The 13,968-nt window shown below is 69.2% G+C and carries 15 protein-coding genes; 9 read left to right on the forward strand and 6 right to left on the reverse strand.

Annotated elements, in window-relative coordinates:
* Both GT354_RS56975 and GT354_RS49365 read right to left on the reverse strand, forming a co-directional pair.
* Positions 1–378, reverse strand: a 378-nt coding sequence (locus GT354_RS56975; protein WP_161360248.1) for an IS3 family transposase, incomplete at its 3' end; no start/stop codon positions are given.
* Positions 375–668, reverse strand: coding sequence for a transposase (locus GT354_RS49365; protein ID WP_161360249.1), 294 nt, complete (start codon positions 666–668; stop codon positions 375–377). The genes GT354_RS49365 and GT354_RS56975, both read right to left, overlap by 4 nt.
* Before the next feature lie 203 nt (positions 669–871).
* Between GT354_RS49365 and GT354_RS49370 the strand changes: the two genes are divergently transcribed.
* Positions 872–1,648, forward strand: coding sequence for a DUF4328 domain-containing protein (locus GT354_RS49370; RefSeq protein WP_161364724.1), 777 nt, complete (start codon positions 872–874; stop codon positions 1,646–1,648).
* A gap of 97 nt (positions 1,649–1,745) precedes the next feature.
* Here the strand turns inward: GT354_RS49370 and GT354_RS49375 are convergent, their stop codons facing one another.
* Entirely contained in the window at positions 1,746–2,150 is a 405-nt protein-coding gene (locus GT354_RS49375) for a hypothetical protein (RefSeq protein WP_161364726.1), read from the reverse strand.
* 513 nt (positions 2,151–2,663) lie between these two features.
* On the opposite strand from GT354_RS49375, the gene GT354_RS49380 reads away from it, so the two are divergent.
* The 3 genes from GT354_RS49380 (at position 2,664) to GT354_RS49390 (ending at position 5,602) form a co-directional block, all read left to right on the forward strand.
* The gene (locus tag GT354_RS49380; protein ID WP_161364728.1) at positions 2,664–3,059 is read left to right on the forward strand and encodes a GNAT family N-acetyltransferase; all 396 of its coding nucleotides are present in this window, start codon (positions 2,664–2,666) and stop codon (positions 3,057–3,059) included.
* Positions 3,060–3,251: 192 nt separating this feature from the next.
* Positions 3,252–4,481, forward strand: a complete 1,230-nt coding sequence (locus GT354_RS49385; protein WP_202513160.1) for a hypothetical protein — start codon at positions 3,252–3,254, stop codon at positions 4,479–4,481.
* A 437-nt stretch (positions 4,482–4,918) separates the two neighbouring features.
* Positions 4,919–5,602: an alpha/beta hydrolase gene (locus tag GT354_RS49390; protein WP_161357163.1), complete on the forward strand. Its 684-nt coding sequence runs from the start codon at positions 4,919–4,921 to the stop codon at positions 5,600–5,602.
* Positions 5,603–5,781: 179 nt separating this feature from the next.
* Here GT354_RS49390 and GT354_RS49395 read toward each other — a convergent pair whose 3' ends face one another.
* Positions 5,782–6,834: an LLM class flavin-dependent oxidoreductase gene (locus GT354_RS49395; protein ID WP_161364730.1), complete on the reverse strand. Its 1,053-nt coding sequence runs from the start codon at positions 6,832–6,834 to the stop codon at positions 5,782–5,784.
* A gap of 564 nt (positions 6,835–7,398) precedes the next feature.
* On the reverse strand, positions 7,399–7,953 hold the full coding sequence (locus GT354_RS49400) for a hypothetical protein (protein WP_161364732.1): 555 nt from the start codon (positions 7,951–7,953) through the stop codon (positions 7,399–7,401).
* Between the two features lie 373 nt (positions 7,954–8,326).
* On the opposite strand from GT354_RS49400, the gene GT354_RS49405 reads away from it, so the two are divergent.
* Together GT354_RS49405 and GT354_RS49410 are read left to right on the forward strand one after the other, a co-directional pair.
* Positions 8,327–8,578, forward strand: coding sequence for a hypothetical protein (locus GT354_RS49405; protein ID WP_161364734.1), 252 nt, complete (start codon positions 8,327–8,329; stop codon positions 8,576–8,578).
* Between the two features lie 5 nt (positions 8,579–8,583).
* Positions 8,584–8,955 (forward strand): toxin Doc, encoded by a 372-nt coding sequence (locus tag GT354_RS49410; RefSeq protein WP_202513161.1) that lies wholly within the window; start codon positions 8,584–8,586, stop codon positions 8,953–8,955.
* A gap of 248 nt (positions 8,956–9,203) precedes the next feature.
* Here the strand turns inward: GT354_RS49410 and GT354_RS49415 are convergent, their stop codons facing one another.
* Positions 9,204–10,214 carry a hydroxyacid dehydrogenase gene (locus tag GT354_RS49415; RefSeq protein WP_161364736.1) on the reverse strand — a complete coding sequence of 337 codons (1,011 nt, stop codon included), beginning with the start codon at positions 10,212–10,214 and terminating at the stop codon, positions 9,204–9,206.
* A gap of 484 nt (positions 10,215–10,698) precedes the next feature.
* On the opposite strand from GT354_RS49415, the gene GT354_RS49420 reads away from it, so the two are divergent.
* From GT354_RS49420 to GT354_RS49430, 3 genes are read left to right on the forward strand one after another with little or no spacing between them, the layout of a single operon-like run.
* Entirely contained in the window at positions 10,699–12,027 is a 1,329-nt protein-coding gene (locus GT354_RS49420; protein ID WP_161364738.1) for a sugar ABC transporter substrate-binding protein, read from the forward strand.
* Positions 12,024–12,995 (forward strand): sugar ABC transporter permease, encoded by a 972-nt coding sequence (locus GT354_RS49425; RefSeq protein WP_161364740.1) that lies wholly within the window; start codon positions 12,024–12,026, stop codon positions 12,993–12,995. Before GT354_RS49420 ends, GT354_RS49425 begins: the two co-directional genes overlap by 4 nt.
* Positions 12,992–13,858 carry a carbohydrate ABC transporter permease gene (locus GT354_RS49430; RefSeq protein WP_161364742.1) on the forward strand — a complete coding sequence of 289 codons (867 nt, stop codon included), beginning with the start codon at positions 12,992–12,994 and terminating at the stop codon, positions 13,856–13,858. Before GT354_RS49425 ends, GT354_RS49430 begins: the two co-directional genes overlap by 4 nt.
* The last annotated feature ends 110 nt before the right edge of the window (positions 13,859–13,968 follow it).

A 13,968-nucleotide genomic window follows, 5' to 3' on the forward strand; every position in this document is an offset into this window, starting at 1 on the left:
GGCCTCGAAGTCGCGTCGGATCAGGTCCGGGATCCGCGGGTGGGCCCCGTCGCCGAGGGTGGTCACCGGCCTCCAGGGACGTGGTTGGCAGGCCACCAGGCCCAGTTCGCGCATCAGGGCCCGCACCGACTCGGGCGAAACGGCCTCGCCGGAGCGCGCCAGGACGGCGTGCACACGGCGATATCCGTACGTCTCGTGGTTCGCCGTGAAGATCTCGCGGATCATCGTCTTGAGGCGTGTTCGTCGGTCGGCGGTGACGGAGGCGGGTCGGTCACGCCATTCGTAGAATCCGGATCGGGACACCCCCAACCATCGGCACATGTCGGCGATGTGAAATTGGGCCTTCTCCGCTTCGACGAGCGCGTATCGCGCGCTCACCCCTGTTCGCGTGCGAAGAAGGCGGACGCTTTTTTCAGGAAGGCGTTCTCCTCACGGAGCTTCCTGACTTCCCGTTCGAGCTGCAGCTCGCGGTCCGATTTCGCGTCGCCCGGGGCTTCGATGTCGTCTTCTCCGGCGAGGCGATGTTCTTTCACCCAGCCCCTGAGCGTGGAGTCGTTGATTCCGAGCTCGGCGGCGACACGAGAGATCGGACGTGGACCGTCGATCACCATGCGGACGGCCTCGTCCCTGAACTGCTGTGGATACCTTGGTGGCACGTTCTCTCTCATTTCCGGATCTCATCAACCCTACGCGGGCCACTGTCCGGAAGAAATAGGGCACCTCAGACCCCCGCTTCGCGGGACCGTTCCCCGGCGCTGGTGGTTTCCACCACCCACCCTTCGTCCACGGTCGACCGATTCCTGCGCGTCGTTCGCTTCGCGGCCTGGCCAAGGCGCTGTACATCCTCTTGGGGCTCTCGATGGTCAGGTCCGTGGCTTGGGCCGTTGTGAGATTCGGCCGCGCCGACGCGTGGTCAGAGATCGCCGAGGGCGGATCGCGGGACGACCCCTACCCGGGCAACCCGGACGGCCTCGCGGAATGGTTGTGGACGGGCGCCGATTGGACCCTGGTCTACGGGACGATCGTGCTGTTCCTGGTCTGGTTCCATCGCGCACGCGCCAACGTCGAGACGTACCCCGCCACCCACAAGCAGACCTTTTCCCGAGGCTGGGCGATCGGCGGCTGGTTCTGCCCTGCGGTCAACCTGGCATTCCCGCCGATCATCGCCCAGGACGTGTGGAAGGCCGGCGACCCTCGCGCGTCGCACCGAGGCACGCGCCTCAGGCTCCTCGTGGTGTGGAGCTGGTGGACGTCGTACGCGGGCGCGACGGCGGTGATGCTGTACGCCGCGCTCCGCAAGCGACAGGGAGACGGACTCCACGACAGCGTCGAACGCGCCGACTACGCACACCACTTCCACGACGCCGACACCGCGATGGGCGTCGGTTACGTCCTGCTGATCCCGGCAGCCGCCCTGGCCATCGCCGTGATCGCCCGCATCACCACCTTCCAGAACGATCGCGAACACAGCCCGCTGCCGGCGCCGTTCACCCCATGGCCGGGAAGTCCCTTCCCGGGGAGCCCCTTTCCCGCAGCTCCCCCTGGATTCCCACCCGCCGCATTCGGCGGCCCCCCGACCACCGCGCAGACCATCGCCCCGCCACCCAGACCCGACTCCCCGCCACGCGCTCGGCCCCGCCCCCGATAGTCGGTAGGAACCCGTGGCCACGTCGATGCCGCGGGCGATCGTGGAGCGGGTGACCGCAGGGCGACCGTCGTCTCGGCCGGTCGGTTTTCGAAGCGGGTCAGCTGCTGCATCCGGTGCGGTGGCAGATGGACCAGGCGCGCAGTGTGCCGTTTTCGTAGAGGTCGACAAAGACGGACGTAGCTCCGCCGGGAACGGGAGCGGACAGGGTGAAGCCGTGTCCGACGGTGCCGTTGCAGGTGCTCCTGACTTGCCTGTCCTTGATCGTGTCGTTCACGTAGGCCGTGTACACGACGTCCCGGCATCCCGAGGCGGCCCGGAGTTGACCGCCGACCTGAACCGACTGGTTGTACCAGATCAGGTTGCCCTTGACGTAGGAGTTCCCGTACTGGGCGACGTAGGGCGTTTCGGGGTTGCCCGCCGCCTGTGCGTGTGCGGTGGATGCGGTGCCGGCCGTGACCACGGCGGCGGTTCCGATCGCGAGAAGTGCCCGTGCGATGCGCATGTCTTCCCTCTCTTGCGGCCTCGGAGAACGCTCACGACGAACAGGAGAACACCGCGTCCGCGCCTGTGGTGACCGGCTTTTCGAGATGTTCGCCGTCTCGTCGCCACATGTTCGGATACCGGCGGGAGTCCCGTCACCCGCCGCGAGATCACCTCGGTGTGCGGGTGCGGGTGTGTGTGGATGGGGGGAGTGTCGTCGGTTCGATCTCGCCGAGCGGTGCCGGCCGCAGCACGAGCCCACCGGCCGGACCGATCGTCGGCCCGTCCGACCAGCCCCGCCGTCTACCGGGGGCGCGACCCCGACCGTGTCCCCGAGAACGGCGCGACCGGCGCGCGGGCCCGCTGCCGGGCGGAGCTCGAACCGATGTCTCCTGCCCGCCCGTTGCCCACGGACAACATCGGCCCGTCGCTTGTCGTACGCCCTCATGCTTGTCGTACGCCGTCACGAGTGTCCGCCGAAGGCCCGCGAAGTACGGTGGCCCACGGCTGTTTCTCGGGCGTCTAAGCTCACAGCATGACGATCACATACGACTGGCGAGGCGACTTCGAGAACGCGGCCGTCAACACGCTGCACGCGGAGGGCTTCGACCACAGGCTCCTGGACATCGACTGGACGGCGCAGGTGCACCGGCACAGTCTCGGCTGGGTCTGCGCCCGGCAGGACGGCCGGCTGGTGGGATTCGTCAACGTCGCGTGGGACGGCGGGGTCCACGCTTTCGTCCTCGACACGATGGTCAAGTCGGACCTTCGCCGCTTCGGGATCGGGGCCGGCCTCGTCGCCGCAGCTGTCCGAGGGGCCCGGGCGGCGCAGTGCGAATGGCTACACGTCGACTTCGACGACGACCTGCGGGCGTTCTACTTCGACGCCTGCGGTTTCAAGCCGACGAACGCGGGTCTGATCGCACTGTGACCGGGCGTTGTCGGCGTTCCGGCGGCAGCCCCGGGCAGCGCACCATCCGCAATAGGTGCGGCCTCGAATCGGGTCACCGCTGACGAGACCGTCGAAGGCCCGTGTCCGTCCGAGCCGGCATCGTATGGGCATCGGTGACCTCGGGACGGCGACCCTCGCAGAAGTGGCACCGTCGAGAGCAGGGGGCGGGCAATGGGGAAGCAGTCGGTGTACGAGGGCCCGGTTCACGTGGCGTACATGCAGACCTACGTCGAAAGCCGTGAGGACCCACGGAGCCACGCCGACGACAGCCACACGGCCGGCCAGGTGAACGGTCTGTGCGGTGCGGCGATTCCCGGACACCTGTTCCTGACCACGGGCATGCACACCGGACACGTGCACTTCACGATCGAGATACACGACAAGGAACCCGCGATCGACGACACCTGGGAGGAAATCGTCGAGGCATCGTTTCGCCCTGCCGGCGAAACCGTGCGCCTGTCCCAGTGGGGCGATGCCGACCGCTGCTCGTTCACCCTCCCCACCGTCGACCACCGCGTCCGCTACAGCGTGGTAGCCATGGACGCGGGCAGCGAAGCCAATGTGATCTTTGCCGAGGAACCGGCCGTGGACCACTACCTGTTGCAGTTCTGGCCCGCGCCCTGGGCTCCGGACGTCGTGGTCAAACAGACGGGTCTACAAGCCGCCTACTGGCACGACTGCGCCCGCAAGACCCGACCGAACCGCACCCCCGAACAAAAGGCGGCCATCGCCTTGGCCGAGCGCCTGGAACGCGAGCGCCGGAACGAGGAACGTCGGCGGGCCGACGAGGTGCGCGCGTGGGGTGGTCGCGCGCCGACCGAGCGCCTGCGCAAGGTCGGCGGCAACGTGTTCGGTATGACCAGCCTCGACGTCGGCCTGGTCCACGCGATCGGTGACACCGACGACGCCACGATGCGCGCCATCGCCCGCTGGGCCGTCCACCGCGCCTACACGCGCGCCGGCCTGACCGATATCCCCTGGATCGTGCCCGCCCTCGAGGCCTTGGACCGGGGCGAGCCGCTGCCCCCTCCGTTCGGCGACCACGCGGCCACCTTCGAGCGCTTGTGGGCCGATCCCGACGTCCCACGCACCGTCGTGGACTCCACCGACGGCGGCTCGCACAACGTATCCCGGCAGGCGATGGCGCTACCCGCCCTCGACCAGGCCACCCACCCCGACCCGCTGCAGGCCGCGCTCGACGCCCTCTACGCCGCAGCCGTCACCCACGGCAGCGACCACCAGGCCCTGTTCGACGACCTACGCCGAGCACACCCGGCGTTGGCCCACCCTCGATACCACCTGATCACACCAGCACCCGATCTCGTCACCCACATCCTGACCACGACGCTGTGCCACTCGGATTCGGGCGACGAGAAACCACAAACGGGGCCCACCGGATAGGCAAAGCCGTCGACAGCCGGAGCCCCGAGCCGGGGCACCCGTGCACGCCGTCCCGGTCGACGAAGTACGGCAGCCGCATCGCCGTCGAACCGCCCGGCGACCGCCCGTCGCACGGCCGTCGACGCGGCCGCGCCCCCACGTCGGTCACCGACCGGGTGCTCGGGATCGCCGCCGCGTGCTCGGGGCCGCTCTTGCGGGGCGAGGCGATGGGTTCTGGACAGCACTCGCGGACGAGAACGTGGCCGCCGTATCGGCGGCGCTGATAGGCGTGTTCGGGGCCGGCAACGCCGCACCGCTGCTTCGCCCGACGCAGGCCGCCGCAGCGCCGATGCCGGCGAACCACCGTATGGATGGGACCGATACGACCACGGACAAGGCCGCGGCCGCAGGCAGTACGAAGGCGAACGGCGCCGGTCGCCGCGGAGTAGCCTGCGGGCATGACCGACGTGATCGTCTTGCACGGTGCCTGGCATCAACCGGCTCACTACGACGACCTGGTGGGGTTGCTGCGCTCGCGAAGTCTGAGTGTGGAAGTGCCCGACCTCTACGAGCTGTCGCCGGCTGACAGTACCGCCTTGGTCGAGGACATCGTCGCCGCCTCCGAGGAGCCTCCGCTGGTGCTCGGGCACTCTTTCGGAGGTGTGACCGCCGGAACGGTCCGCGGCGCGGCAGGACTGATCCTCCTGGCCGGTTGGCTTCTCGACGTGGGTGAATCACCCGCGCAGCTGCTCGACGAAGTCGCGAAGGAAACCGGTGCCCCCGCCGAGGGGTTGCTCGCCGCGCTCGACGACAACGGGCGGCTACGACTCGATCCCGCGGATGCCCGAAAGAACCTGTACGCCGACGTCGACGAGCCGGCGGCCACCCGCGCGATCGAGCTGCTGCGCCCGGAACCGCCGTCGATCTTCGGGGCCATACCGAGTCACGTGAGCTGGCGCGATACACCCTCCGTCTATGTTGCCGGCCGCGACGACCGTGCCATCGCAGCGCCACTGGTCAGCCGCTTCGCGGCCCGTTGCTCGGCCTCGGAGACATGGGAGACCAGCCACTCGCCATACCTGAGCCGGCCCACGGCTGTCGCCGATCTGATTCACCGACAGCGACGAAACGCGAGCCGTTGACCAACCCGGCCGTGCCGATTCGACGTCCGCGCCACCGCGCCGAGGCACACGCACGCGCGCGTCCACCCTGCGTCGGGGGCTCGGCCTCGCGGATCGGCGCATGCGAAGCGGACAGCTGTGGGGCGTCGTACGGGTGCCGGGCCGAGCAGCCGGGGTGCTGACGCGGACGCGCGGAGCGCTCAGGCGAGGAGTTCGGCGAGTCGGGCCATCTCGGCGGCCGGGTCGATCACCGGTTGGATGAGGAGTTCGTCGACGCCTGCGCGTTCCAGGGCGGTGATCCGGGTGAGGACGTCGTCGCGGGTGCCGACCAGGGCCAGGGTGTGCATCAGGGAGGGCAGGACCAGGTCCCGGTCCTGCGGCGCGATGCGTCCGAGGTAGTTGGGGTAGAGCTTGGTGTACCGGTCCGGCGCGGCGGCGGTGGTGCCACGCCGCTCCAGGAGCTTGCGGACCGCCTCGCGTTCGTCGGGGCCGAGTTCCCTCGCGAAGGCGGGCGCGTCGGCGGCATAGTCCAGAAACGACAGGACGAGGTGACCTGTCGCATCCCGAGCCGCGTCGCCGTGCGGATCCTCGTCCTCGTGCAGCAGGTGGAGCGAGGTGACCACATAGGAGTTCGCGGGGGAGCCCTGGCCGGGGGACGTGCCGCGGGCGGCTTGGCGGCGGGCGTCCCGCAGCGCGTGCCACGCGGTGGGTTCGAGCAGGCCGAAGGAGATCAGGCCCGCACCACGACGGCCGGCGACGGCAGCGGCCTTGGATCCGAGCGCGGCCACGACGAACTCGATCGGATCCGTGGTGTTCACGTGCGCCCCGGCGTGGAGGAACCGGATGTCGCGGACCCGATCGCCCTCGCGGTACTCGGTCGAGCGCCCGGCACACAGATCCTGCAGCCCCGCGGTGAAACTCTCCAGCGCGGACGCCGTGGTCGGCGGCATGCCCAAGGTGCGTCGGGCGGTGTTTCCGGTGCCAACCCCACAGACGATCCGGCCCGGAGCCAGGGCGTTGAGGCCGGCGATCCCGCACGCTGCGGCCGGGGCCGAGCGCAGCGCCGGCGAGGTCACGCCGATACCGAGCTTGATGCGCCGGGTGGCCTTCGCGCACAGACTCAAGGCGACGAAGGGGTCACCGTGGACCATCGGGGTGTCGTTCACCCAGAAGCTGTGCAACCCCAACTCCTCGGCCCGCGCGGCGAGATCCTCCACACCGGGCCGAGCGGCGACCACGACACCTGCACGCATCAAGTCTCCAAGCCACGAGAACCCCCTCGAACGCGCTCATACTGGCACGTCCCAGGGCCGATGCCCATGGTTGGCCGCGCCGCCTCTGCGCGCCCCGAGAAGGCCTCGCGGCGGCCCCACGTATGGACGGACGGCCTCAGCCGGCCCCACCACATTCGTGCGGCGGTTCGCACCGGCGCCGCCGTTCCCGCCCCGCCTACCGGGAGCACCGGAATCCGTTCGGCTCGCGGAAGCCCCGCGCGCAGGCGGTTCGATCTTCGACGCCGAACGCACGCACCTGCGGCGCGCTTTGCGGCGCACCGCGCCGGGGCCCGGCGAGATCCGCGATCGTCTCGGCCGGCATCTCCTCACGCGGGCGCACGGAGAACCACCGTAGCTGCGCGGCAACTCCCTTATCCATCCGCCGAATTCGAGAAAACGTTCGGCCGGAGTCCGCGTGAGCCAAGCTGTACCGGACACCGCTTCCGTTGCCCTGCGGAGGGCGGGCACCCGGACCAGGCGGCCGCGGTGCCGCACGCCGGCCCGCGACCGGCCGGGGGCGAGGCGCCGTGCACGCGCCTCGGTTCACGCGTTCTCGTGCCGGTGCGCCCCCGGGGACTCGTCGGCCAGGCGGCCCTCGGCGGTCGAGAGCCGCACACGGTTGCGCCGGCTCACCCAGACCACCCAGCCGAAGAACACCACGGACGCGATCAGGACCCCGACGCCGACGATCGTTCGGTGGCCGACCAGAAAGGTCACGCCGCTGCCGACGAAGATCAGGCCGAGCAGAGGCAGCGCCCACACCCGAGTCCGCCGCATTCCACGCCGGCGACGCGCGACCAGGGCGCGCATCTGCTCGCGCTCGGCCGGATCACTCGGCGGGTCGCCCTTGAGAATCCGACGCTCCAGCCCCGGTACGTCCTCGGCGTCCGCGATGCCCGCGGCCCGCGCGTCCCGCTGCCTGCGCCGTACCAGCCACCCTGTCATGAGCGCCGCGTACGCCACTGCGCCGACGAGGGTACTCACCGGCAGGCGCCCGTGGTTCAGGGCCACCCGCACGCCGGTCCACAGCACCAGGATCAACAGGCCGTACACCCACCACTTGTCCATCAGGTGCCGCCGCGAGGTCGAATTCGCCATGATCTCCCCCGAGATCTCGTAACCCGGACGCCCGCCGGCGATCCCGGGCGAGCGCGGACACGTCTACCCACGACCGGCCTCCTGATGTGCCCTCGGGGACGGTGTGCTCGGCCGGGCAGGAGACACCGGGATCCACCCCGGCCCGCGCCACCCGCCCCGCCCCGCACCCGCCGACCGCCACCACCCCGGTCGGGCACCCGTCCGCACGCCCACCACGCGTGAACGTCGATCGGCACGCTCAGGTGGTCGCGGTGGGTCCACGCGTGCCCACCACCCGGACGGTCGCGTCCCCCTCTCGCCGCGGGGTACTGCGACTCAACCCCTGTGAGCAGGAGATATTCCTTCTCCGGTACCGGATCGGTAAGGTGAGGGCATGCCGGCTTTGAACATCGATTTCAGCGAAGAGGAACTCGCGGAGCTTCGTGCGACCGCCCACGAGCGTGGGGTGACCCTCAAGGGCCTGGTCCGCGAAGCCGTCACCGGGGACCTCGACCGACACCGCGCGCTGGCCCGGATGACCGACGTCCTGGACACGTTCGTACGCGAGAACGCGGCCGCGTTCGACGAGGCGTTCCCCGAGGACGCTCCCACCGCCGAACACCGGCGCCGACGCGGAGCCGCCTGAACCCCATGGAACTGCACATCGATCTGCGCTGGCTCCTGGAACGCCAAACCACGCTCCTGCCCGACGGCATCGACGTCCACGACTATTCCGGCCTGGTCGCCGCCATCGCCCGCCACCGCGTCAACACCCCACGCCTGGGCGAGGATGCCGACGCCGCCTGGCGCGCCGCGGCCCTCCTGCACACCCTCATCCGCCTGCGCCCGCTGCCCGCCCGCAACGCCCTGTTCGCGTGCGGTGTCGCGGTGGCGTACATGGCGGCGAGCGGCGACGGCGTCGACGCCCCCTACGGGGCATTGATCGACCTGGCCCGAGCCGTCGACACCGGCACCACCGACGTGTACGCCGCCGCGGAACTCCTGCGCTCCTGGCGGATCTGAACGCGACGCGATCCCCGGGGATCCAGGACGGCTTCGATCACCGGCGGTGCTTGCCGCGGCCTCGAAGTCTCGCGGTCCACACGCACGTCTTCCTCACGTTTCGTGTACGTGACGTGCGTGGCTGTGAGCCGGCGGAAGCGGGTGCCGAGCATGCTTGCCGGAACCCTGGCATCCGGTACAACATGACCTTGCGTGACGTCGTCGCCGTCGGAGTATCCAGCGAATGGGGGCCCCGGCGCGTGGCGGGGTCAGGCCAGCGAGGCGGCGCGGGCGGGTTCGATGGCGTGCTCGAGTGGCCGGTTCCGTGTCAGGCGGCGGAGTTCGTCGAGCACGAGCTGTCCGAGGCGGTGGCGTTCGGCGCCCAGGGCGCCGGCCAGGTGCGGTGTCAAAACGACGTTGGGAAGGGTGAACAGTGGTGAGTCGGGGGCCGGGGGCTCGGGGTGCGTTACGTCGAGTACGGCGGTGAGGTCGGGCCTGGCGAGCAGGACCTGCGCGGCGCCGACCTCGTCGATCAGCGCGCCCCGCGCGGTGTTGATCAGCGTCGTGCCCGGCCCCATGGAGTTCAACAGTCGTGCCCCGATCGAGCCGCGGGTCTCGGGCAGCAGCGGTACGTGGAGGCTGACGACGTGACAGGTGGCGAAGAGTTCCTCGATGGGGATCAGCCGCACTCCCGCGCGCCGGGCGGTGTCCGGGGAGGCGACAGGGTCCGTGGCGAGGACTTCGACGTCGAAGCGGGCGAGGTGAGCGGCGACGAGCCGGCCGATGTGCCCGAGTCCCAACAGGCCCACCCGTGACCGGTAGGCGCCCGGGACGTCGGGATCGGTGGGGAAGCGGCGGCTCTGCGCCGTCTCCCGCTCGATGCGGTGGGCCTGTTTCAGTCCGAGGAGGACATGGGCGAGGGTGAACTCCGCCACCGGAACGGCATTTGCCGCGGCGGCGGAGACGATCGGGATGCCGCGCTCCCAGAAAGCGGGTGTGGTCATGTGCCGAACGGATCCCGCCGCGACGAGAACGGCCCGCAGTCGAGGGGCATGGGACAGGAGGGCGTCATCGAGGACGGGTGCACCCCAGCCGGTGAGCAGAACGTCGACGGTCCGCAGCACATCGGGGTCCGCCTCGAGTTCCTGCCGAGTGAGGGGCGGTCCCTGCCAGTGCACGAGCCGGCCGATCTCGGCCACGACTTCGGGCGGGTAGACGTCGGCCCGGCGTTCTTCCTCCATGACCAACAGGGCTGTCGGGGCGGTGGCCGGTTCGTTCATGTCGGGTTGGGTCTCCTCGGCCTGTGCGGGTGGTGGACCGGCAGCCGGACGGTCGGCGGTCCCTGCTCGGGGTGGTGGCACGCGTGCGACCGAACGTCGCGGATCGGTGCGACCTGTGCGTTGTCCGGCCCGTAGCTCGCAGGAACCATACATCGGATCATTGAAATGTCATCGCCGCGACCTTGGCTACCTGATCTTCCGTGTCCCGATGGCCGGTCGGGAGAGGGAGACGCGCCTCTGGGGCGAGTGTCCGTTCCTGCCGATGCCCAAATTGCACTGGTAAGAGCCTATTTCCGGGTATTGGGCCGTCATTCCTGCCTGCCGAATCACGCGGGAGGGGTGCGGGAGCACGCCGGATGAGCACTCTCGTCGGTCGCCGAAACCTTTTGTATTCATCGGACTATTGACCGTATGAATCGGACCCGGTTACCGTCCTGGCAAGCGCTTTCCAGGCCAGTGTCGTGCGGCGAAAACAGGAGTTGCCATGCAAAGATCGCGATGGATCGGTGCGGGGGCTCTCGCCTCGGCACTGATCCTCACCAGCTGTACCTCCGGGCCTGCGGGAGTGGACGCCAAGCAGAACACCAAGGCGCCTCTCGAGCTGTGGACCAGGACGACGCCGGGCGGTCCGGGGGAGAAGGGCGCGCTGGAACTCGCCGCCGCCTTCGAGAAGGCCACGGGCTACAAGGTCGAGGTCACGGCAATCTTCGACGACTTCGAGACCAAACTGCAGCAGCGGGCCGCCCAGAAGAAGCTTCCCGACATCGTCATGAACGACGCGACGCAGATCGGGACCATGCACAGCCAGGGTCTGCTCCGGGAGATCGACCTGGGCAAGATCAAGGACAGCAACCAGATCAGCGGACAGGGACTGGCGTCCGGGAAGAGCCTGGACGGCAAGCAGTACGGACTCCCGATTTCCGCGCAGGCGTCCGCGCTGCTGATCCGCAAGGACTGGCGCGAGAAGCTGAAGCTCGACGTCCCGCGCACCTGGGACGACTTCGCCGCGATGGCCGCGGCCTTCACCACCCAGGACCCCGACGGTGACGGCAAGAACAACACCGCCGGACTCGCCGCCTCGCTGTCCACCAAGCGCGGCTACGCCTCCTGGTACTTCTCCAACTTCCTCTGGGCCGCCGGCGGCGACTTCATCACCGAGGCGGGCAAGGGCAAGTACAAGCCGGCGATGACCACCCAGGCGTCGGTGCAGGCCATGCAGTGGTTCCGCGACCTGGGATGCAAGGCCAAGGCCATCCAGCCCGGCGCCGTGACCATGGACACCCCGCCGACGAACGAGACGTTCGAGGCGGGCAAAGCCGGCATGTTCGTCGTCGGCCCGTACCTGCTGCCCCGTTTCGACAAATCCCTCGGCGCGGACAAGTACGAGGTCGTGCCGATGCCCAAGGGGCCGAAGGACGCCACCGTCCTGGCCGAGGGCAGCTCCGTCTACCTGATGGCCGGCTCCGACAACCGGGCCGGCCAGGACGCCTTCGCCGGCTTCGCGGTCTCCGTCGAAGGCCAGAAGAAGGGGATGGAGGGCGCCACCGGCTTCACCGTGCAAATTCCGGTCAACACCACCGTGGACATCTCCCAGATCCGCCCCGACCCCCGCTGGAAGACCTATGCCCAGGCATACCAGGACTCCGGGCGGTACGCGCCCTCCATCCCGAACTGGACACCGGTGCGGCAGGTGACGGCGGACGCGGTGAACGCGTTGATGGCGGACTGCGGCCTCGACATCAACGCCAAGTTGGGTGAGCTCGACAAGCAGCTCGCCGACATCCTCAAGGAACAGGGGATCGCCGCGTCATGAGCCTCGACCAGGCGGAGCAGGCCGCCCGTCCGGCGGCCGGTTCCGCCCCGCGAAAAGCGGGCCGCCCCGGCGGCGGGACCGCCGGGGGCCGAGGGCGTAGTCGCAGAGCAGGCCGATGGTGGACGCCCTGGCTGTTCCTCGCCCCGGCTCTGATCCTCTTCCTGTACTTCAAGTTCATACCCATGGCCAGCGCACTGACCATGTCCTTCCAGGAGGTTCAGCCCTACCTGGGAAACAGGTGGGTCGGCACCGACAACTACTCCACGGTGCTGCAATCCCACGGCTTCCGCGAGGCCGTGTGGCACACGATCGTCCTCGGCGTCGGACAGACCGTCGGCTCGATGACGCTCGGCTTCGCCCTGGCCCTGCTGATGGAAGGGCAGAGCCGGCGACTGGGCTTCGTGCGCTCCGCGGCGTTCCTTCCGGTGGTCGTGCCGATGGCGGTCGTCGCCGAGTTGTGGCGGATCATGTATCACCCGACCGGGGACGGCATGCTCAACTCCGTTCTCGGCCTGGTGGGAGCGGGCCCGTCGGGGTTTATCAACGACCCCGACACGTCGATGGGATCCATCATGCTCACCGGCATCTGGCGGGGAGCCCCCTACGACATGATGATCTTCCTCGCCGGTTTGACGAGTGTGGACCGCGGTCTGTACGAGGCGGCGAGGGTCGACGGTGCCTCCCGGTGGCAGCGGGTGTGGTACGTGACGGTGCCCGGACTGCGTTCGGTGTTCTCGATCCTGTTCATCCTCGCCGCGATTCGCGGACTGCGAGTGTTCACCGAGGTGTTCCTGCTCACCAACGGGGGGCCCAACGGCTCCACCGAGGTCGTCATGACCCTCATCTACAAGCTCGGACTCGAGCAGAACCGGCTCGGTGTCGGCGCGGCGGGAGCGGTCCTGCTTTTCGTCGCGACGCTGATCCTGACCATCGTCGTCCAACTGCTGCGGCGGAGGGAGAGCAAGTGAGTGCGCAGACCGAGACCGCGCTGGGCCTGACCGAGAGCCGGAGCGTCGGCGGACGGATCCTGAAGGCCGTCGTCTACCTCCTGGTCCTGATCATGTTCGCGGGTCCGCTGCTGGCCCTGCTCGTCAGTGCCTTCGGCGATGTCAAGGACCCGACGCAACTGAGCATCGTGCCTTCGGGCTTCACGTTGGACAACTTCAGGATCGCCTTCGACCAGGGGGTGCTCAAGTACCTGCTGAACTCGTTCTTCGTCGTCGGCTTCGGGCTGTTGCTCCAGGTCACCGTCTCCGTCCTGGCCGGATACGCGCTGGCCAGGAAGGTCTTCCCCGGCATGACGCTGGTGCTCGTCGCCGTCCTGGCGACGCTGATGCTGCCCGAGGAGATCCTGGCCATCCCGCTGTCCGTCATCCTTTCCGACCTGCCGGTCGTCCACTTCAACCTGATCGGCACCCTCGCCGGCATGATCGTCCCGCTGGGCGCCTGGGGATTCTCCATCCTGGTGATGACCGAGTTCATGAAGGACGTGCCGCGCGAACTCGAAGAGGCCGCGCGCATCGACGGCGCCGGAGACCTGCGGATCTTCGCCCAGATCATTCTGCCGATGTGCAAGCCCGCCCTCGGTGTCATCGGGGTCTTCGGCTTCACCATGATCTGGGACCAGTACCTGCTGCCCCTGCTCGTCTCCACCGACTCCTCCTCGTACACGCTGCCGCTGGCGCTGCGAACCCTGCGGATCGACCCGGCCGTGACCCCCGGAGTGGTGATGGCCGCCTCTCTGCTGGCCCTGCTGCCCTCGGTGATCGTCTTCCTGTTCTTCCAGCGGTCCTTCGTCAGCGGTCTGTCCTCCGGGGCGCTCAAGGGCTGACCCGACGACCCGCAGACCCGCAACTCCGCAGTCCGCGCCCGCGCCGCACTCCACACCGGCCCCGCAGGCCCGGCGCCCGACGCGCCCGCCCATCGCCCCCGCCCCCTCCC

The organism is Streptomyces sp. SID3343, from assembly GCF_009865215.1.
Taxonomy (GTDB): domain Bacteria; phylum Actinomycetota; class Actinomycetes; order Streptomycetales; family Streptomycetaceae; genus Embleya.

Coding starts and splice junctions, on each gene's coding strand:
- GT354_RS49365 (WP_161360249.1), bottom strand. CDS start 668: ATGAGAGAGAACGTGCCACCAAGGTATCCACAGCAGTTCAGGGACGAG.
- GT354_RS49375 (WP_161364726.1), bottom strand. CDS start 2,150: ATGCGCATCGCACGGGCACTTCTCGCGATCGGAACCGCCGCCGTGGTC.
- GT354_RS49380 (WP_161364728.1), top strand. CDS start 2,664: ATGACGATCACATACGACTGGCGAGGCGACTTCGAGAACGCGGCCGTC.
- GT354_RS49385 (WP_202513160.1), top strand. CDS start 3,252: ATGGGGAAGCAGTCGGTGTACGAGGGCCCGGTTCACGTGGCGTACATG.
- GT354_RS49390 (WP_161357163.1), top strand. CDS start 4,919: ATGACCGACGTGATCGTCTTGCACGGTGCCTGGCATCAACCGGCTCAC.
- GT354_RS49395 (WP_161364730.1), bottom strand. CDS start 6,834: ATGCGTGCAGGTGTCGTGGTCGCCGCTCGGCCCGGTGTGGAGGATCTC.
- GT354_RS49400 (WP_161364732.1), bottom strand. CDS start 7,953: ATGGCGAATTCGACCTCGCGGCGGCACCTGATGGACAAGTGGTGGGTG.
- GT354_RS49405 (WP_161364734.1), top strand. CDS start 8,327: ATGCCGGCTTTGAACATCGATTTCAGCGAAGAGGAACTCGCGGAGCTT.
- GT354_RS49410 (WP_202513161.1), top strand. CDS start 8,584: ATGGAACTGCACATCGATCTGCGCTGGCTCCTGGAACGCCAAACCACG.
- GT354_RS49415 (WP_161364736.1), bottom strand. CDS start 10,214: ATGAACGAACCGGCCACCGCCCCGACAGCCCTGTTGGTCATGGAGGAA.
- GT354_RS49420 (WP_161364738.1), top strand. CDS start 10,699: ATGCAAAGATCGCGATGGATCGGTGCGGGGGCTCTCGCCTCGGCACTG.
- GT354_RS49425 (WP_161364740.1), top strand. CDS start 12,024: ATGAGCCTCGACCAGGCGGAGCAGGCCGCCCGTCCGGCGGCCGGTTCC.